Below are 20,803 nucleotides of genomic sequence, written 5' to 3' on the forward strand. Positions count from 1 at the left end.
ATAAGGAATTTGCGTTGAATGCAAGTTGAAACGGTCATGTGATAATTGTTAAACGTTTTAAGAAGATTTAAATAATTTATTCCAAAACTCATTATGCCCAAATAAATACTGTAAAAAATGTTTGGAGAAGTGTTACTAAGAGAATGCAGATTAAATAACAGGATTACTGCTAGATCACAAAAACCTTGATTGCTTTTCAAACTATAACAATGTGGTTACCGATAACACCATAACGGCTCCTGCAACACCTTGTTCAAACATGAGCAACTGGTGGTGGGGAAAATTTACAGCAACCGGTACAAGTACAGACTTGTTCCTATGGGGAAAAGATGAAATTGGCGCTTCAATTGAAGTTTTTGAAGGCCCCTGCGGTGCTTCAATGACGGAAATTTTTTGTAACAGTAATACTGGAGCTAAAAACAATCCAAACTGGGGCAATATGGTCACAGTTCCTGGTAAACAATATTATGTTATAGTAAAAAGTTCAACCGGAATGAGCCAGGGACGCTTATGTATTTATTCTGAACCTGCCGAAGCAACAAAACCCGTTTGCGGAGCTGATATGTCATTTGAAGGAGGCACATCAAATGGCTGGACCGGAAACTGGGGAAGCTATCACCTTGCAACTGCACCGGGCTCTGTTTTTACATGGGATCTGTATAATGCAAGTAAGCCTGCTAATCTATATCAGGTTACATCCGGCACCGGCAGAGACGGGTTCGTATCATTCCTTCCTGTTGTAGCTCCCGGGGGAGGAAACAATTCATTCCGGATCGGTTCATACGGAACTGCGGAAGGTGAACCAGGAACAGTTAATGGAGTTACCAATCAGCAACTTCATGCTGCTGCGGCTTCTGCCAGTTACTGCTTTACTGTAAATTCATCTAATGCCGGATTCGGATATAAATATGCCGTTGTGCTTGACGCACCTTCCCATCCTGCTGAGCTGCAGCCTTTGTTTGATGTAATTATCACCAAACAATCCAATGGCGATACACTCCCATGCGCACGTTATTCCCATTATCCAAAAGATGGTGTTTCACCTTTCTATTATGTAGGAAGCAATTTAGATATCAGTACCGGAGATGGTATCGCCTTTACCCCATGGGTCGATGTGGTAACCGACCTGAGTGGATACATCGGCCAAACTGTTTGTGTTACTTTCAGGGTGCGTGATTGCGAAGGAGGAGGAAATGCCACTTGCTGCCCTGCAGATTCAGGGACATACTACGGCAGTCACTTTGCTTATGCTTACTTTGATACCTATTGTATTCCCATGACCATAACCAATCCGGAATTTTGTGTTGGTGCGGCAAGTATTCAAATATGTGCCCCTTCAGGTTATATGTCTTATTCGTGGCCGGCAGGACAACCTGGCCTGACCGGTTCCCCTACTACGCAATGCGTTACAATTGACAATCCTGTACCTGGAACCAACTATACTGTAAATATGATCTCCTATTCAGGATGCCCTGTAAATATGACAATTCCGCTAAAAGCGATTCCAACATTAACAAGCAGCGACGCAAGCATTTGCCCAGGAGCTACTGCTAACATTTCCGTCACCGGAACCGGCGCTGGTCCATATACATACTCCTGGTCAAACGGATTAGGTTCCAGCCCGACACAATCTGTTAGTCCGACCGCAACAACAATATATACTGTAACTGTTACCAATGGCAGCAGTTGTTCTTCAACAGAAACCATAACAGTAACTGTAAGTTCATGTATACAGGTAAGTGTAACGGGAGGAGCTGTTTGTCCGGGCAGCTGTCTGAATTTGACCGCGGTGGCAAGCATTGGCACACCGCCGTACACATATTCATGGAACCCCGGGGGAACAACAGGAGATACCTTTAATGCATGCCCCAATGTCACAACTACATATTCTGTTACTGCTACCGATAGTACCGGAGCCACTAAAACAAGTACCGTTACTGTTACTATTAACAACCCTGCTGTTTTAACCGGTTCGTCCACACCGGCCGACTGCGGATCAAACAACGGTACTGCCAGTATATCTGCAACCGGCGGCATACCTGGTTATTCTTATGTATGGTCGGTAGGCGGGGCAACTTCTGCTACTATTTCAAATTTAATTCCCGGAAACTATACTGTAACTGCAACTGATGGCAATGGTTGCGTTTCATCCACTACGGTTTTCGTGGATAGCGTAGCGGGCATTGTTACAACAACAGCTGTAAATGTAAGTTGTAACGGAGGCTCTGATGGTATTGTTTCAGCCACCATTTCAGGTGGATCACCTGCATATACATATTCCTGGAGCAATGGATCAAGCGCGCAAACCACAAATGGACTTGGGCAAGGCACCTATACTGTAACTGTGAAAGATGGAGGTGCCTGCACCTCAACTTCAGTGGTTACTGTAAATCAACCTTCAGCTTTAGCCATATCCACATCAACTACTCCCGGCGGTTGTAGTTTGCCTATTGGAACTGCAACAGCAACCACTACCGGCGGCACTTCAGGATATAGTTACCTTTGGTCGCCAGGGGGAGCAACTTCCGCGACCGTCTCAAATTTATCAAGCGGTACTTATACAGTAACGACAACTGACGCCAATGGGTGCACCGCAACGACTACAACTATTGTTGGCACCACAGTCGCGGGAACCGTCACTGCAGTTTCAACGGACGTAAGTTGCAACAACAGTAATGATGGCACAGCTACTGCCTCAATTACAGGTGGAACGCCTGGCTTTACCTATTCATGGAGCAATGGTTCAGCCGGACAAACCATTAACGGCCTTGTCCAGGGAAATTATACAGTAACCGTTATTGATGGGGCCGGCTGCAGTTCAACTACAATTGTTACTATTAACCAACCCACATCGGTTTTACCAACAGCATCCGGTACATCAGCAACTTGTGATCAGACCAATGGGACCGCTACCGTATCATCTGTTGGCGGAACACCCGCTTACACCTTTTTATGGTCAGCAGGAGGTGCGACAAACGCCACGATTTCAAATTTAGCCGCCGGTACGTATACAGTGACCACAACTGATGCTAAAGGATGTACAGCAGTCACCACTGTTGTGATTGCAGGTACATCTTCCGTAGTTGCCATAGCAAATGCTACTGATGTAGTTTGCAAAGGAAATAACAATGGTACGGTCACGGTTTCCGTTATAGGCGGAACAGATCCTCTGACCTATTCATGGAGCAATGGAACTTCAGGTTTAAGCATCATCACCGGCTTAAACCCGACAACTTATATTGTAACAGTAACTGATGCAAACGGATGTTCAAGCACCGCCACAGCAACAGTTGGCATTAAGAGCACTCTAACAGCAGGATTTACACCGGATCCTACAACAGGCACCCAGCCGGTAACTGTTAACTTCACAAACACAAGCATTGGGGCTAATTCCTTTGAATGGTATTTTGGGGATACTACTCAAAGTGCACTTACTGATCCGACACATCTTTATCCTTATGCTGGCACCTATACGGTAATATTGGTAGCACGCGATTCTTTGGGTTGTATTGATACGGCGAAATATGACATTTTTATTAAAGAGAAATGTATGTTATTCCTTATTCCCAATGTTTTTACTCCGAACGGAGATACAAGAAATGACATATTCAGGATCAGGGGGAAATGCATCATCGCTTTTGATGCTTTGGTTTACGACCGCTGGGGCCTGAAAATGTATGGGTGGAATGATATTAACGGCGGATGGGATGGTACATCAAATGGAAAAGAAGCTCCGGATGGAACATATTATTATATAGTAAAAGCAACGGGGGCTGACGGGGTCCAGTACGATCAGGCAGGTTTTCTTCAATTGATACGCTAAACCCAACCTGTCGATAGTCTTTAATTGATCTAACCCCGTGAAGAGATATTTAATACCAATTATAAATAAAATATAGTCCAATATTTTGCATGTAGATTTTTTTTATTACTTTTGGACTAAACTATAAATATAATTCTATGTCTCATCCAAAATCATTAACAATTAAGTAGTGAAACCAAACAAGAATAGTACAAACAGCCTCCGCATTTTCCGGGGGCTGTTTATTTATTTTCCGATCAGTGTGAAAAACAAGTGTAGCAGGCAATCCTGGCACATTAAATTGACTCCTATTGTGATCAGGATAATCCCGAGTATGCGGCTGGCCCACTGTTGAACGGTGGGAGTCATTATGTTTCGCAATTGATTAGCTATAACCACTTTCAGTATATCTGTTAATAAAATGGTTCCAAGAGCCGCGCAGAAACAGGTAACAATATCTATATAAGAAAACTTGAATTCGGTACTTACAATGCTCATCCAAAGGAACCAAAGAAAAAATACCGCCGGATTAAACGTATTCAGCAAAAACCCCTTTACAAAAGTGACGGAACGTTTTTCCTGTTTAACATCAACGCTATCCTTTATTTCTTTTTTCTGTAATAAAGCGATCGCGCCAAACACTACAAGTAATATTCCGCCTGCAATTTCAATATAAAATTTATTTTGCGCATCACTTAGCAGGCTCGTGGCACCAAGGTAGGCCACCGCCACATAAAACACGTCACTGGTAAATATCCCGAATGCAAGTGTAATGCCGGAACCAAGTCCATTCTTAATACTGGTTTGAAGCAGCGCGAAAAAAGAAGGGCCCAATGTCATGGCCAGCATTAAGCCCAGCCCTATTCCTTTAAGGAGTGCTTCGGTCATTAATTTCGTTTAACCAGATTATTCTGAATAAGATAATTTTCCCAATCGATCAGCTTCTCCTTTTTTAACACACGGGGAAATTTATTTTGTCCTCCCTCCTTACCTATCTTACGCATCCAATCGTAAAAGACATTAGCAGGCAACACTTCAACAAAGATCTCCTTCAGTGCAGCTATCCGCTCCACACGGTAATCATCGTTCAACACTTTAAGCTGTTCATCGATTTTTTTTTTAAGTTCATTCGCGTCAACTTTTTCATCAGTGCCAATATACCAGCGATGCGCGAACAAAGACTCGAAATTAATTCCTGCCACCGAAAACTCTTTAATATCTATATTCAATTCATCCGAAACAATTTTGATCGCCTGATTCATATTGTCCTGCGACAATTGTTCACCGCACAGGCTCAAAAAATGCTTGGTGCGGCCGGTGATCTTGATCTCATAATGTTCCAATGAAGTAAATTTGATCGTATCACCTATCAGGTAGCGCCAGGCCCCTGCGCAGGTTGAAAGGAGGATAGCATATTCCACATCTTCCTGCACCTGCCCGACATGAAGTGCAACAGGGTTCGGCTTCATTGTCCCGTCCGCGTCAAAATTATCATCCGTGAACGGAACAAATTCATAAAAAATTCCATTGTTCATTACCAGCTTCATGCCTGTAGCATCCGGACGGTTCTGATAGGCAATAAATCCTTCGGATGCCAGGTATGTTTCAAGATATATTATTGGTTTTCCCAACAACTTTTCAAAACCCTTCTTGTATGGCTCGAAGTGAACACCTCCGTGAACATAAATAGCCAGGTTGGGCCAGATGTCGTGTATGTTGTTTACGTTATAATGTTTTATTATTTTCTCGAACAGGATCTGTATCCATGCCGGAACCCCACATACAGCCGATATATCCCAGGCCTTGGCGTTTTTCATAATCTCTTCCAGCTTGGCGTTCCAGTCACGCTCCTTTGAAATACGCGAGCCTGGCTTGTAAAAATGCTGGAACCAAAATGGAATATTTCCCGTGGTTATTCCGCTCAGGTCGCCTTCAAAATAGGTTCCGTTGTAATTAAGGTGTGTGCTGCCCCCGATCATAAGCATTCCCCGTTCGAAATGTTCTTTAGGCAGATTGTAGTGAAATTGCGAAAGGATCTGAAGAACGCTTGTTTTCTTTATCGCCCTCAACATCTCTTTAGTAATGGGAATATGCTTACTTGAAGCTTCGGAAGTACCCGAACTTAAGGCGAAATACTTAATATGGTCTGGCCAGCAAACATAGGGCTCTCCGTTCAGTGAACGATACCACCACCTTTTGAAAATGGAATTATAATCGTGCGTATCAACTGTTTGCTGAAAACTCCCGATAATATCATTTGAACCAAGGATACGTGTGAAATTATAATGCTCACCAAAAGCGGTAAATTCGGCTTTGGCCAGTAAATGTTTAAGCGTTTTCGTTTGTACCCGGTAAGCGTCAGCCTTCCTTATTTTCGGCAGCTTGCCGCCGATCTCAATGGTACGCTTTAATATTGAACCCAGCAGGGCCATCTATACTCAAATTTAGTTTTTACTAAAGTACTAATTTTTAATGATTAACATACATCACCTCTTTAACTGCTTTTACAACGCGGGCGGCATTGGGCAATGAAGCTTCAATCAATGTTGGGGCATAAGGCAAAGGTACATCAGCACAAGTGATACGTTTTACAGGTGCATCAAGGTAATCAAACGCATCACGCTGAACTTTAAAAGCAACTTCTGTTGCAATAGACCCAAGTGGCCAGGCCTCTTCTACAATAACGAGGCGATTTGTTTTTTTAACCGATTCAATAACCGTATTGTAATCAATAGGTCGAACGGTACGCAGATCGATCACTTCGGCATTGATACCCTCCTTCTCCAATTCTGCAGCGGCACCAAGAGCAGCTTTCATTATTTTTCCGAAAGAAACAATTGTAACATCCGTACCCTGTCTTTTTATGTCGGCAACACCTATCGGGATGAGGTATTCACCTTCAGGCACTTCCCCCTTTTCGCCATACATTTGTTCACTTTCCATAAAAATCACAGGATCATTATCGCGGATCGCTGATTTTAAAAGACCTTTAGCATCATACGGATTTGAAGGAACAATAACTTTTAAACCAGGGCAGTTGGCATACCAATTATCGAATGCCTGTGAATGCTGTGAACTGAGCATACCTGCCGAAGCAGTAGGTCCGCGAAAAACTATAGGAACTGTGAATTGTCCCCCGCTCATGCTCATCATTTTAGCGGCTGAATTGATCACCTGATCAATCGCAACCAGAGAGAAATTAAATGTCATGAATTCAATGATCGGACGAAGTCCGTTCATGGCGGCACCAATACCAATGCCTGTAAAACCAAGTTCCGCAATAGGAGTATCTATTACACGCTTTTCTCCGAATTCGGCAAGCATGCCTTTACTTACCTTGTAGGCTCCGTTATATTCGGCCACTTCTTCACCCATAAGGAATATACGTTCATCTTTGCGCATCTCCTCACTCATAGCTTCCCGTAAAGCTTCACGAAACTCAATTGTTCTCATATCATGCTGTATTTGTAATAGCAAAATTAGCTGAAAAAACGGAATATCATAATCAAATAAACCTTGGAAAAACACCTTATCCTAAAGAACTAAAAATCTGTTTTTCAAATCCTTCTGATACACGGCAAATTCTCTCAAAATTATTCAGGCAACCATGCATGATAACCTCCGGATACCTCTTTACAACATCTATACTATTGATATTTTGTAACAAATACGAAGGACCTTAAAATGTCCGAAGTTTAGTATATTTGCTTACACGTAACTAACAAATAAAAAATGAGAAATAAGCTATTTACTTTTTTCAATTTAAAGCCGCTTTGGATAGGTGTTTTTATTTTAATAATGTTTTCCGGAACAGCCTTATTTGCCGGAAGCCTGTTGTATACCTCTGCTGATTCCGCATGTCCGGGAGAAATTGTGAGTGCTTACATATATCCTGAATCCAGCCAAACCAATTGGAGCTTCGGAGACGGATTCACCTCAACTCAGCAAAACCCAGGTCATGCATATTCTACACCAAATACATATTTGCTAAGATGCATCTACTACAATTCTTCGACCGGAAAAAATGATACGGTGAAGCAAAATATTGTCATAATTAATAATGCGAAGCCAAGTGCAAAATTCAACGCCAGTACTTCGGCCTGCCCCGGCGACCTGATCAGATTTTATCCGAGAAACCTGAATGCTGTCACTTACTCATGGGCTTTTGGTGACGGCGGCATTTCTACCCAGCCACAACCAACCTACTTCTATTCTTCGCCCGGGAATTACCCTGTAACACTTACAATTACCAGTTCATGCGGACAGACGGGTGTTTATACCGATACTATTCGTGTTAAAAGCAATGTGCGCTTCAACTCAGCCGTAAGCATAAATTCGTCAACAGTTAAAAGTTGTCCGAGTGATCCTGTAGCATTCTTCTTCAATTACAATATCTCTCCTGCTTCGCAGCTATGGAAATTCGGAACGGGTGATTCATCCATCCTTCTTAATCCCACCTATTCATTTTCTGCATTAGGTACATACACAGTAACGGTTACGGCTAAAAATGGCTGCAATATTGATACAACATTATCAAGGATCATCTCTGTGGGAACAGCAAACCGCTGGAGCGGCAGCATTGATTATGAGGTTTCACCCGCTTCAGTTTGTCCGGGCGACAAAATCAGCTATAACGTTTATACTCCTGCAAAATCATATAGCTGGAATTTTGGAGACGCTGCTACATCATCAACCACAAGCGGTCAGCACTTTTATGCTGTGGCAAATACATACACAGTATCATTAAAACTCACCAACAATTGCAATATCGACACTACTGTATACAATACAGTGAACGTGGTAACAAATCTTATACCCGTAGTTACCCATACCGGAAATAACAATAATTGGGGCAGCACGCAATTTAATGCCTGTGCAGGCGATTCGGTGTTATTTTATGCTACCGGCGGATCTCATTATATTTTTGATTTCGGCGATGGGACAACGGCAACACAAACCAAACCCTTTAATGTACCTGGCTTTGGTGTTATTGATATGGTAAAGCACGCTTATTCTGCCACCGGCACCCGCAAAGTTGTAATAACGTATTTTAACGGATGCAATAATAGCGCGAAGGATTCTCTTGATATTGTTATAGGTACGGGACAACCTGTACTTGGTGGAATACTTGACCTTGGTAATAATTTCAGCGCCTGTTCACCTGTCCCGTTCCTTGCCGCGGGAGGCAATAGTTTTGAATGGAATTTCGGCGATGGCAACACACTTACTACAAGTCAGCCGGCGATCAATCATACCTACCTTGCACCCGGAAGTTATAACGTTTCGGTGAAGATCACTAATGCATGCGGGAATTCCGCTATATATGTTACTACCATTGACATAAAGTCCATGACAATAAGCGCCACCACAAGCCCCACAACATGTTATGGAGGCGCGAATGGCAGTATAACTTTCAGCGTGATCAATGGCATACCTCCTTATACATATTCGCTTGATGGCGGTGCTTATCAGGCATCGAATATTTTTACCGGATTAACAGCTGCTGTGCATACCGTTGATGTGAAAGATGCCAATGGCTGCATTGAAACGCATTCAGCCGCTGTAAGCCAGCCTGCGGCGATCGCCATTACCCCGTCGTCAAATAATACGGCGTGCGGCGCAAGTACGGGTTCGGCCTCAGCGACAGCAGCAGGAGGCACCGGATCGCTGACATACACCTGGAGCAATGGCTCAACTTCACCCACAGCAAGTAATTTGTCCGCAGGTATATATTCAGTAACTGTTAACGATGCGAACGCGTGTACCAAAACAGAAGGGATCAGTGTAAGTAATACAACGGGACCTGTTGTAAATGTTAATAGTGTTACATCAAATTCCTGCAAAGGATCCTGCAATGCTTCAGCATCTGTTTCCGCAACAGGAGTTGCTACATTAACATATTCATGGAATTCAGCGCCTCCTCAATTTACCGCTAACACTACCAACACTTTATGTGCGGGTATATATGTAGTTGTAGTAACCGATGGTAACGGCTGCATGTCGGCAATCAGTGCGACGGTTACGGAACCCGCGGAGATATCTATTGCTCCCTCAGAAACCAATAGTGCCTGTTCCGGAGGCAATGGAAGCGCTTCATTAACAGTTACCGGCGGAACCGGCGCATATTCTTACTCCTGGACAACAGGCTCAACAGCGCCAACACAGAACATCCTTTCGGCGGGATCATACACAGTAACAGTTGTTGATGCAAATGTTTGTTCTAAAACTGCCGAAGTGGTTATCTCAGAACCCGATCCGCTTGTGGTGAGCATTGCATCTGTATCCGATGCTTCCTGCAAGGGAAATGACGGTTCAGTGGCGGCCGCGACAAACGGGGGCACTCCGCTCTATTTTTATACATGGTCAATGGGGAAAGTGGGGTCGACCATAAACGGATTATCAGCAGGAGGATTTACTGTTACAGTTACAGATAACAACGGATGCACTTCAACAACCAATGGCACGGTCAATGCCGATCCGCCTTTTGTACCAACGATCACCCAAAACGGCAATCAACTTACCGGCAGCACCGCTGATCAATACCAATGGAACCTGAATGGAAGCCCGATATCTGGTGCCACTTCACAGATTTATGTTGCCACACAAACAGGGAATTATACTGTTACAGAAACGAATGCCAATGGATGTACCGGCACTTCAACGATAACTGTAATCACTATTACCGGCATCGATAGCCAACAGGAACTCAGTGGCATTGATATTTACCCTAACCCAAATAACGGCTCGTTCAATTTAATTCTTAAAGCAGATAAAAATGAAAGGGTTTTACTGTCCGTTACAGATGTAACCGGCAAGCTTGTATTTGATAATCTGCTGACCACCTCTGCCGGCAAAAATTCATATTTGATCAACCTGTCTGATAACGCAAATGGAATATATGCACTCCGATTGATCTCCGGGGGAAGTGTTATCAATAAGAAAATAGTTGTTCAATAGGGTTAATCCCGTTGAATAAGCCGCAAATAGCCGTTATTCACAAATTATGGATTTTTACCATCCGTAAGATGTTTTTTGCTGCCTTTTATTATTTACTTTTCTTACCTACCTTTAATAATCATTTTTATACTAATCATGAAATGCCATAAGCGGCCGCATACCAACAGACATAAATAAAAACGATACCTTTACGGAAACCCAATCTCGATTTGTTACTGAGCGCATAGACCTTGTACATGAAATTGAGATCAAAACAGGGAAGCACAAACAGATGTCGCCACGTTTACGAGCTATCGTAAGCCGGAGCACGAAGATGAAAATATCTTTTTATTCTCTTTCCTGTTTTCTTTTTGGGTTAATCACTCGTCCTAACAATAATGTTGGGTGGGGGGATGTGTATCCTAACTCTGAGAAAATCGCTCTTTTTAACCAAATTTTATACAGATGAAACAATACCTGTACTAAACGGAAAAAACTCTTCTGTTATTGATCTGCCAGGGTGCGCCGATGGAATATATACCCTTCGTTTGGTTTCTTCCGACAGTGTTGTCAATAAGAAGATCATACTTCAGTAAGGCCCACTTCTCCAATTAAAATTAATTTGTTAAGTTTGCAGCCTAATTTTGAATAAAAATCTGAAACAACAAACTGAAAATCAACTTTTTGTATCACTATAAATCAAACATTTTATGAACGGAAGTATCATTTATTTAGTACCGGCTTTAGGAATTCTGGGATTATTGGTAATGGCTGTTAAATCGGCCTGGGTTAGCAAACAGGATGCCGGAGACGCTAAAATGCAGGAATTGGCCGGCCATATAGCCGCAGGCGCGATGGCGTTTTTAAAAGCGGAATGGAAAGTGCTTAGTTATTTTGTGGTGATTGCTGCCGCATTGTTAGCCTACTCAGGAACAATACATGAAGTCCATGGCAAAGAGATCCATTCCAGTTGGATCATTTGCATTGCCTTTATTATCGGTGCTGTTTTTTCCGCTACAGCAGGATATATAGGGATGAAAGTGGCAACAAAAGCGAATGTTCGGACAACCCAGGCTGCCCGCACAAGTCTGGCACAGGCATTAAAAGTTTCCTTTACAGGCGGTTCCGTTATGGGACTTGGTGTCGCAGGTTTGGCGGTTTTAGGTTTGGGTGGTTTATTTATAGCCTTCTTACAGGTGTTTGCCGGAGCCGGTGAAGCTACGGTTAAGACAGCCATTGAAGTATTAACCGGCTTTTCATTAGGCGCCGAATCGATCGCCCTATTCGCGCGTGTGGGTGGCGGTATCTATACAAAGGCTGCCGATGTTGGCGCTGACTTGGTAGGTAAAGTTGAAGCAGGAATTCCCGAAGATGATGTTCGTAACCCCGCCACCATTGCCGATAACGTAGGGGATAACGTAGGGGATGTTGCAGGTATGGGTGCCGATCTTTTTGGCTCCTATGTTGCGACAATCCTGGCGACAATGGTATTAGGACAGGAAATAACTGTTACAGATAATTTTGGCGGCATGTCCCCTATTCTTTTACCTATGGTGATCTGCGGTCTGGGTATTGTATTCTCTATAGTAGGAATGTGGTTTGTTCGTATTAAAGACGAAAAATCAAATGTTCAGAATGCGTTGAACATGGGTAACTGGTCGTCAATGTTGTTAACAGTTGCCGCATCTTATTTTGCGGTAATGTATATGCTTCCTGAAGGAGATATTGTATTACGCACTTCGACATTCACTAAAATGGGAGTATTCATGGCAATTGTTGTCGGAACTATCGTTGGTGCTATTATGAGTATTGTTACAGAATATTACACCGCTATGGGTAAAGCTCCTGTTCTTTCTATCATTCAACAATCATCAACGGGCCATGCTACAAACATCATTGGCGGCTTGTCTGTTGGCATGAAATCAACTGTAATTCCTATTTTAACCTTAGCGGGCGGCATCATGGCTTCTTATTATTGCGCAGGATTATATGGCGTTGCGATCGCCGCGGCAGGAATGATGGCCACAACAGCCATGCAATTGGCGATAGATGCTTTTGGTCCGATTGCTGATAACGCCGGCGGTATTGCGGAGATGAGCCAGTTACCTCCTGAGGTTCGTGAGCGCACTGATAATTTAGATGCAGTTGGCAACACAACAGCGGCAACCGGAAAAGGATTTGCCATTGCTTCAGCCGCTTTAACTTCACTGGCATTATTTGCAGCCTTTGTTGGAATTGCAGGCATTGATGCCATTGACATTTACAAGGCCCCCGTATTGGCAGGTTTGTTTGTAGGCGGAATGATCCCATTCATATTTTCCGCGTTATGCATCCAGGCTGTTGGAAAAGCCGCCATGGACATGGTACAGGAAGTTCGCCGACAGTTCCGCGAAATTCCGGGCATTATGGAATACAAAGCAAAACCTGAATACGAAAAATGTGTGGCGATATCAACTAAAGCCAGTATCCGTGAAATGATGATGCCAGGCGCCATCGCTTTATTAACACCGGTGATCGTTGGTTTTATCTTCGGTCCTGAAGTACTTGGCGGTTTGCTGGCAGGCGTTACCGTGAGCGGTGTTTTGATGGGTATCTTCCAAAGCAATGCAGGTGGAGCATGGGATAATGCCAAAAAATCATTCGAAAAAGGAGTGATGATCAATGGCGAAATGTTCTATAAAAAATCTGAACCGCATAAAGCCTCTGTTACAGGTGATACTGTAGGCGACCCGTTCAAAGACACATCCGGTCCGTCTATGAACATTCTGATCAAATTAATGTCTATCGTATCATTGGTAATAGCTCCCTACATTTCAGTACCATCAGCTGAAGGACAAAACGAATGTTCCGGCATGAAAAAAGAATGCTGTATGCCAGGCGCTGAAATGAAATGCGATATGAATAAAGTTGCTTTGTTTACCCCGGAAGAATGTTCCGCTTATTGCGATTCGATGAAATGTTCCCCTGAAGAAAAAGCAATCTGCATGAAACACGCAGGAACCGGAAAATTTTCATCATGCATGGAAAACTGCTCACACGGTTGCAAAACCAAAGAAGAATGCAAAGAAAAATGCGGAGAGGCCTGTGCGGAGAAACATTAAAAAATTTATATGCCTTTTAATAAAGGCAAAAGGGCTGTAAAACTTACAGCCCTTTTGTTTATTATTAAAGTGAATGTTCTATACTTTGGCTTTCGCTCTTTTAGCTTTAGGTTTTTCAGTTTCAACAACCGCTATCCTTTCAATTCCATCCAGGGTAGGATCAACCAAAATACGACCGCAATGCTCACAAACAATTATCTTTTTGTGCATACGTATATCAAGCTGGCGCTGAGGTGGAATCTTGTTAAAACAACCTCCACACGCATCTCGCTGTACAGTAACTACGGCAAGTCCGTTACGCGCGTTTGAACGTATACGGTGATATGCGTTCAGCAAACGGTCTTCGATCTTATCCTGTGCTCCTTTTGATTTTTTCAGAAGCGCATCTTCTTCTTTTTGAGTTTCGGCTATAATAGTATCCAGCTCATCTTTCTTTGTTTTCAGATCTTTCTTTCTGCCTTTCAATTCTTCCGCCGAACCTTCGATCAGTTCATTCTTAGCCAGTATATTGGCCTTCGCTTCTTTGATCTTTTTCTCAGAAAGCTGAATTTCCAGGTTCTGGTATTCGATCTCTTTGCTTAACGAATCGTATTCGCGGTTATTACGAACTTTATTTTGCTGTGCCTCGTATTTTTTGATCGCTGCAGCAGAGTCCTTCATCGCATTCTTCCTGTCCGTGATAAATGTTTCAAGATTCTCTATCTCTTCCTTTAAATTATTCACGCGGGTTTCCATGCCTGTTACGGCATCTTCCAGATCTCTCACCTCAAGCGGTAACTCACCCCTGATGATCTTGATCTTATCGATCTGCGTGTCGACCTGTTGTAGTTCAAATAATGCTTTTAGTTTTTCTTCTGTGGAAATGTCCGCCTTTTCGTCAGCCTTTGATTTAACCATTTTAAATATAGTTTATGGGATTTGTGTTGATTTTTGATAAATGGACTGCGAATATAGGAAATTTTTTGGTCAATAGGTCGTAAAATAACTGTTTGGTAAATTGTTCGCTTTCATAGTGCCCGATATCCGCTATAACTATCTTATTTTCAGCATCAAAGAACTGATGATATTTAAGGTCGGAAGTCACAAAAACTTCGGCGCCTGCCTTTATCGCGTCGGACAGCAAAAAGCTTCCGCTCCCACCGCAAACAGCCACTTTTTTTATTTTTTTACCTGTTGGACGCGTATAACGGACACATTCCGTTTGCATTATTCTCTTTAAACGCTTTAAAAAAACCATTTCTTCTTCTGCATTCACTAACTCACCTATCATACCTGAACCAACACGACTATGACCATTGGCTAAGGGCACAAGATCATACGCCACCTCTTCATACGGATGAGCCTTTATGAGAGCCGTTACAATAGCGCTTTCGCGTTCGATCGTGTAAATGGCCTCGATCTTAATTTCCTTTTCGGTATGCTGTTTACCTTTTTCTCCAATATGCGGATCGGTTCCATCGCCCGCGCGGAATGTGCCAAAACCTTCTGTGTTAAAACTGCATTCGTCATAATTACCTATATGTCCGGCACCCACCCCGAATAAAGCCAGCCTCACCTGCTCCGCCTTATCAACCGGGCAAAAGGTAATGAGTTTACGCAGGTGGCCGGTTTTGGGCAAAAGTATCCGTGTGTTTGAAAGTCCCAGTTTAACTGCTATCTGCGCATTAACTCCTGTATCCACATTATCCAAATTAGTATGCGCGGCATATATGGCAATGTCATTTTTGATGGCTTTAATAATGACACGCTCCACATAATTTTTGCCGGTTATTTTTTTCAGACCGGAGAATATGATCGGATGATGGGCGATAATTAGATTACAGCCTGAGGCAATGGCTTCATCCAGCACTTCTTCCGTACAGTCGAGGGTTACCAGCGCCGCCTTCGCTTCAGCATAACTATCGCCGCATAACAAGCCTGAATTATCATACGACTCCTGGTAAGCCAATGGAGCTATCGATTCAATATGTGCTATTATTTCTTTGATCTTCATTTTATACTGGATTTATTATTTTACATTCGACGGGCATGAATCTCAAAAATAACCTTTCTGCGTTAATCTGCGAAATCCACCAGGCATTAGCAACAAAACGTCCCGTTCAACCTGTAGATTGTCCCATCTGATTAATGTTAAAACTATCTTTATGCCGCCTGTGGTTAATTTTTTTATTTTTATAGATAAACTCATGAATAATATATGAAACAGCTGCGTCTTTTATTACTCCCTGTTTCATTCATTTACGGATGCATTGTGGCTATCCGGAACTTTCTGTATAATATTGGAATACTTCCCTCTAAAAAATTCAGCATACCTGTAATAAGTGTTGGTAACCTCACCGTGGGCGGTACAGGCAAAACACCACAGATCGAATATCTAATACGGCTGCTGAATGAGAAATATCCTGTAGCTACACTCAGCCGGGGTTATGCGCGAAGTACATCGGGATTTATTTATGTGAATTCAACTTCTATATCTACAGAAGTAGGCGACGAACCTCGTCAGTTCAAACTCAAATTTCCAGACGTTCCTGTGGCTGTTGATGCCAGCCGCATACATGGAATAAAAAAATTATTGCAGGACCACAGGCAACTAAGGGTTATTTTACTTGACGATGCCTTCCAGCACAGGGCTGTTAAACCTTCTGTTTCCATTCTGCTCACCGATCACAGTAAATTATTCTACAACGACCAAATTTTGCCAGTCGGCACATTGCGGGAATACAAAAGCGGGGCTAAACGGGCTGATATTATTATTGTAACCAAATGTCCCGCTAATTTATCGCCCTCAGCAGGTTTATTTTACCACCATTGCTTATGGTAAATTAATGCCGGTAACTCAGCAAAAGGTACAGGAAATAACCGCCGAGACACATATTATACTACTTACCGGTATTGTAAATGCGCAGCCTTTAATAAAATACCTTTCCGCTAAAACTGTTCACATAACGCATATCCCCTACCCTGATCACCATGAATACAGCATTGTTGAACTGGTGAAGTTGAAACAAAACTTCGAAAGCACAGCATCAACAAATAAGATCATTATCACCACCGAAAAAGATGCCATGCGCATTGATAAAGCGGGCCTCCTGGAAGTGGTGCAACAATTGCCATTATTTTATATCCCTATTGAAACGGTATTTTTATTTGACGAAGGCGAAGCTTTTAATAAACAAATACGTGAGTATGCTAAATGAGATCACCAGCTCGGCTGAATTCATAAAAAGTAAAATACCCTTTCAACCGGAATATGGTATTATACTTGGAACAGGTCTTGGCGGACTTGTAAAAGAAATTGATATTAAACACGAGCTGGAATACAAAGACATTCCGAATTTCCCTTTATCGACAGTAAAAGGCCACTCGGGCAAATTGATCTTCGGTTTGCTTGGCGGAAAAAATGTTGTGGCCATGCAGGGACGCTTTCACTATTACGAGGGCTATACCATGCAGCAGGTGGTTTTCCCGGTACGGGTCATGAAATTTTTAGGTATTGAACGTTTGTTCATCTGTAACGCCGCAGGAGGCGTAAACCCGGATTTTTCCATCGGCGACCTTATGATATTGAAAGATCATATCAACTTTTTTACAGCCCATCCATTAGTTGGAAAAAATGATCCCGAACTGGGTCCCCGCTTTCCCGACATGAGTGAAGCTTACGACAAAGCGATGATCACGAAAGCACAACAGATCGCTGCTAATAATAAAATAAAAGTTCAAACAGGAGTTTACCTCGGCATCTCAGGGCCTACATTTGAAACACCTGCCGAATATAAATTTATCCGCATCATTGGCGCCGACGCTGTAGGAATGAGTACCGTACCCGAAGTGATCGCAGCACGACATATGAATATTCCCTGCTTTGCCATCTCCATTATAACCGACCTTGGAATTGAAAACAAAATTGTGGAACTAACGCACGAAGATGTACTGCGTGAAGCCGCTTTGGCCGAACCAAAAATGAGTTTGATCATCAAGTTGTTGGTTGCGGGTTGTTAGTTGTCAGATTTAAAACACCAAATACTACCAGCCAACAACCGATAAGCCTCAACCAACCAACTACTTTTCCATTACCTTCAACAATACCTGCTCGATGCGGTTATTGCTCACTGAAACGATCCTAAAAATAAAATTGTCTATGGATATCTCCTCATTTATCTTCGGAATGCTTTGATGATGATGAATGATCAGCCCGCTGAGCGTTTCGAAATCCTTGTATGAAGGCAAATTGAGTTTATACTTTTCATTCAGGTAATCAATCTCCAGGCGGCCCGAGAATAAATATTCATCTTCATTTACCTTTTTCTCGACCATCTCCTCTTTATCATGTTCATCTTCTATCTCACCAAAAATCTCTTCCATCACATCTTCCATAGTTAACATACCGGAAGTACCCCCAAACTCATCCACTACTATGGCTATGCTCTTGTGCTGCTGTATGAACAGAGTGAGTACTTCACTTGCAGGCATTGATTCGGGTACAATACTTACAGGTAATAAGATCCTTCGGATCGATACCGGCTTCTGAAAAAGCTCGTGCGAATGCACATACCCGATTATGTTATCAATATTTTTTTCATAGATCAGTATTTTCGAAAGGCGGGTTTGCAGGAACAATTCACGAAGACGCTGCATACTATCGTTCACTTCTATCGCCACTATCTCGGTGCGCGGCACCATACACTGACGGGCCTTTACATTGGCAAAGCCAAGCGCATTCTTGAATATCTTTATTTCATGTTCAACTTCCTGCTTTTTGTCGGATTTAGTTCCTTCCCGTACATAATTATCCAGGTCGATCCGGCCAAAGGCCAGCTTTTCCTTTTCCACATTTACCCTAAAAATATTTTTTAATATAAATTCACTAAGCCCGATCGTCAGATACACCACCGGGTACATCAGCCAGTAAACAATCCAAAGCGGAATGGCGAAAAACTCAAGAATGAGGTTGGGATTTATACGAAATACATTTTTGGGCAAAAATTCGGCTGTTACAAGGATAAACATCGTGGAAATAAACGTCTGAATGAACAATATGCCTATGCGGGAATTAATGTACTGACCAATATAAGGATCAAGCACTTCTTCCATGTAAATTCCGAAGACCACAATGGCAATATTATTACCCAACAACATTGTTCCCAAAAAACGGGCGGGAAATTTATTGAAATAGGAAAGGATCCCGGCAAACCAACTGCCCTGTTTACTTTCCAGCTCTATACGCAGTTTATTGGATGTAATAAAAGCGATCTCCAGGCCTGAAAAAAAGGCGGAAGCGATGAGTGTAAGTAATATGATGAACGATGCTTCCAAATCTATTTATACAAACCTGCCTGATTTTTATGAATTATGCAAAAGCACGACCCATTTATTCCGGCAAACGGCTTTTTTGTTATTGTAAAAATACAAGTTATTAATTTGTTTTTGCATTGTATTTGCGGGTCTCATTGTTATTTTTGTTTTTTAGCTTTATGTCTTAAGGGAAACAACCCATTAAAACAACAATATGGACACCAAAAAATTATTGCTCCAATATGTAACCTACAATCATTGGGCAAACGACCGTCTTTCAGGTGTAATGCTTAAGATCGACCCCGCTTTGCTCGATAAAGAAGTAAAAAGCAGCTTTCCGTCACTTCGTAAAACCGTTCATCATATCTGGGACGCCGAACTTGCGTGGATGTCCCGGTTAAAAGAAGAAGCTGTCAACTGGCCCCCATCCGCACAATTTAAAGAGCCGACAATAAACCAGTTTCTCATCGCTTCAAAGGATTTTATTGAGTTTGGGGCATCAAAAGAGAATTCCTATTTCAGCGGATCAACAAGCTATAAAAATATAAAGGGCAACACCTTTAGCACCACCAACCATGGCATTATTATGCACTGCATGAATCACAGCACCTTTCACCGCGGACAACTGATCACTATTCTTCGTGAACTTGGAGTTTCTGAATTACCATCTACTGATCTGATCGCTTTCCTTAGAGAATTAAAATGAAATCAGCAGCCCGCATAAACGAAGATTTTTTCAAACTGGTGTTCGAAGTTGTTTGCCTGATACCTAAAGGACGTGTTACGAACTATGGCGCCATTGCCAGATATCTTGGTTCGGCACGCTCTTCCCGCATGGTAGGTTGGGCTATGAATGCTTCACATTCGTACAAAAAGAAAGTTCCTGCACACCGTGTTGTAAACCGGAACGGACTTCTCACCGGCAAACACCATTTCGGTGATCCGTTTATGATGCAAAGGCTACTCGAAAAAGAAGGTGTAAAAGTAAAAAACGACAAGGTTGTGGATTTCAAGAAACTATTTTGGGATCCAACAAAGGAAATGGCACTTTAGTAAAACGAAATTGCCTCAAATTTATTTGGATTAAAAAATATGTATCCTTTCGATGTAAATATTATTTTAGTAATAATAACCTAAATATAAAAATGCTATTTTCCAATTACAATCTTTTTTACGTTTTGTTAAATATAAATATTTTCGCTTCTGCTTCTCCTGTTCAATCGGGGCAATACAATCTGGATTCTTTAAAAAGAGTTGTTTTGGAAACGAACGAAGATACTGCACATATTAATAATTTGATTGCAACAAGCCGAAAATTATACAATTCAGGTAACTATAACGGCAGCTTGGAAGTTGTCAAAAAGGCCAAAGTGCTGACTGAAAGAATAATTTCAATCGACAAATTACCGGTGATGATAATGTTTGCACAAAAAGAATTGGCCAATGCATATACTATTATTGGAGATATTGCCTCTAAAAAGTATAATTATCCCTTAGCCATAGAAAATTATTTTACTTCTTTAAAAACAAACGAAAGAATTGGTAATAAATCAGGTATTGCCAGTTCATATAAAAGCATTGGAAGTGCTTATTTTTTTCAGGGTAATTACTCGGATGCCTTGAAGAATTATTTCGTTGCATTAAAAATATGGGAAGGAATTGGGGATAAAAA

Annotated in this window: 13 protein-coding genes and 3 pseudogenes (2 of these 16 running past the window's edge); 10 read left to right on the top strand and 6 right to left on the bottom strand. The window is 42.1% G+C overall.

Annotated elements, in window-relative coordinates; genetic code table 11:
- The first annotated feature begins 211 nt into the window (after positions 1 to 211).
- Positions 212 to 3,823: a gliding motility-associated C-terminal domain-containing protein gene (locus tag HYU69_06970; protein ID MBI2270088.1), complete on the top strand. Its 3,612-nt coding sequence runs from the start codon at positions 212 to 214 to the stop codon at positions 3,821 to 3,823.
- 225 nt (positions 3,824 to 4,048) lie between these two features.
- Here HYU69_06970 and HYU69_06975 read toward each other — a convergent pair whose 3' ends face one another.
- Genes HYU69_06975 through HYU69_06985 form a run of 3 tightly spaced genes read right to left on the bottom strand, consistent with a single transcriptional unit; the run spans position 4,049 to position 7,255 of the window.
- On the bottom strand, positions 4,049 to 4,690 hold the full coding sequence (locus HYU69_06975; protein ID MBI2270089.1) for a LysE family transporter: 642 nt from the start codon (positions 4,688 to 4,690) through the stop codon (positions 4,049 to 4,051).
- On the bottom strand, positions 4,690 to 6,234 hold the full coding sequence (locus tag HYU69_06980) for a GH3 auxin-responsive promoter family protein (GenBank protein MBI2270090.1): 1,545 nt from the start codon (positions 6,232 to 6,234) through the stop codon (positions 4,690 to 4,692). The genes HYU69_06975 and HYU69_06980 overlap by 1 nt, the downstream gene beginning before the upstream one ends.
- A gap of 37 nt (positions 6,235 to 6,271) precedes the next feature.
- Complete coding sequence (locus HYU69_06985; protein MBI2270091.1) at positions 6,272 to 7,255, bottom strand: pyruvate dehydrogenase complex E1 component subunit beta; 984 nt, start codon at positions 7,253 to 7,255, stop codon at positions 6,272 to 6,274.
- Positions 7,256 to 7,534: 279 nt separating this feature from the next.
- Here HYU69_06985 and HYU69_06990 point away from each other — a divergent pair, with 279 nt between their 5' ends.
- The 3 genes from HYU69_06990 (at position 7,535) to HYU69_07000 (ending at position 13,839) form a co-directional block, all read left to right on the top strand.
- Complete coding sequence (locus tag HYU69_06990) at positions 7,535 to 10,759, top strand: PKD domain-containing protein (GenBank protein ID MBI2270092.1); 3,225 nt, start codon at positions 7,535 to 7,537, stop codon at positions 10,757 to 10,759.
- A 392-nt stretch (positions 10,760 to 11,151) separates the two neighbouring features.
- Positions 11,152 to 11,334, top strand: coding sequence for a hypothetical protein (locus HYU69_06995; GenBank protein ID MBI2270093.1), 183 nt, complete (start codon positions 11,152 to 11,154; stop codon positions 11,332 to 11,334).
- 114 nt (positions 11,335 to 11,448) lie between these two features.
- Positions 11,449 to 13,839, top strand: a complete 2,391-nt coding sequence (locus tag HYU69_07000; GenBank protein ID MBI2270094.1) for a sodium-translocating pyrophosphatase — start codon at positions 11,449 to 11,451, stop codon at positions 13,837 to 13,839.
- Positions 13,840 to 13,917: 78 nt separating this feature from the next.
- Here HYU69_07000 and HYU69_07005 read toward each other — a convergent pair whose 3' ends face one another.
- The gene (locus HYU69_07005) at positions 13,918 to 14,736 is read right to left on the bottom strand and encodes a hypothetical protein (protein ID MBI2270095.1); all 819 of its coding nucleotides are present in this window, start codon (positions 14,734 to 14,736) and stop codon (positions 13,918 to 13,920) included.
- A 1-nt stretch (position 14,737) separates the two neighbouring features.
- A complete protein-coding gene (locus HYU69_07010; protein ID MBI2270096.1) occupies positions 14,738 to 15,832 on the bottom strand; it encodes a Nif3-like dinuclear metal center hexameric protein in 1,095 nt (364 codons plus the stop codon).
- Between the two features lie 204 nt (positions 15,833 to 16,036).
- On the opposite strand from HYU69_07010, the pseudogene lpxK reads away from it, so the two are divergent.
- Both lpxK and HYU69_07020 read left to right on the top strand, forming a co-directional pair.
- Positions 16,037 to 17,036 (top strand): annotated as a pseudogene (gene lpxK, locus HYU69_07015) (tetraacyldisaccharide 4'-kinase).
- Positions 17,026 to 17,838, top strand: a complete 813-nt coding sequence (locus HYU69_07020; GenBank protein ID MBI2270097.1) for a purine-nucleoside phosphorylase — start codon at positions 17,026 to 17,028, stop codon at positions 17,836 to 17,838. Before lpxK ends, HYU69_07020 begins: the two are co-directional and overlap by 11 nt.
- A gap of 60 nt (positions 17,839 to 17,898) precedes the next feature.
- Here the strand turns inward: HYU69_07020 and HYU69_07025 are convergent, their stop codons facing one another.
- On the bottom strand, positions 17,899 to 19,152 hold the full coding sequence (locus HYU69_07025; protein ID MBI2270098.1) for an HlyC/CorC family transporter: 1,254 nt from the start codon (positions 19,150 to 19,152) through the stop codon (positions 17,899 to 17,901).
- Positions 19,153 to 19,345: 193 nt separating this feature from the next.
- Between HYU69_07025 and HYU69_07030 the strand changes: the two genes are divergently transcribed.
- Complete coding sequence (locus HYU69_07030; GenBank protein ID MBI2270099.1) at positions 19,346 to 19,837, top strand: hypothetical protein; 492 nt, start codon at positions 19,346 to 19,348, stop codon at positions 19,835 to 19,837.
- Entirely contained in the window at positions 19,834 to 20,184 is a 351-nt protein-coding gene (locus tag HYU69_07035) for an MGMT family protein (protein MBI2270100.1), read from the top strand. The genes HYU69_07030 and HYU69_07035 overlap by 4 nt, the downstream gene beginning before the upstream one ends.
- 92 nt (positions 20,185 to 20,276) lie before the next feature.
- A pseudogene (locus HYU69_07040) lies at positions 20,277 to 20,803 on the top strand (tetratricopeptide repeat protein); it runs 34 nt beyond the window's last position.
- A pseudogene (locus HYU69_07045) lies at positions 20,791 to 20,803 on the top strand (histidine kinase) (it continues 1,391 nt past the right edge of the window). Before HYU69_07040 ends, HYU69_07045 begins: the two co-directional pseudogenes overlap by 47 nt.

Source organism: Bacteroidota bacterium (assembly GCA_016183775.1).
Classification (GTDB): domain Bacteria; phylum Bacteroidota; class Bacteroidia; order JABDFU01; family JABDFU01; genus JABDFU01.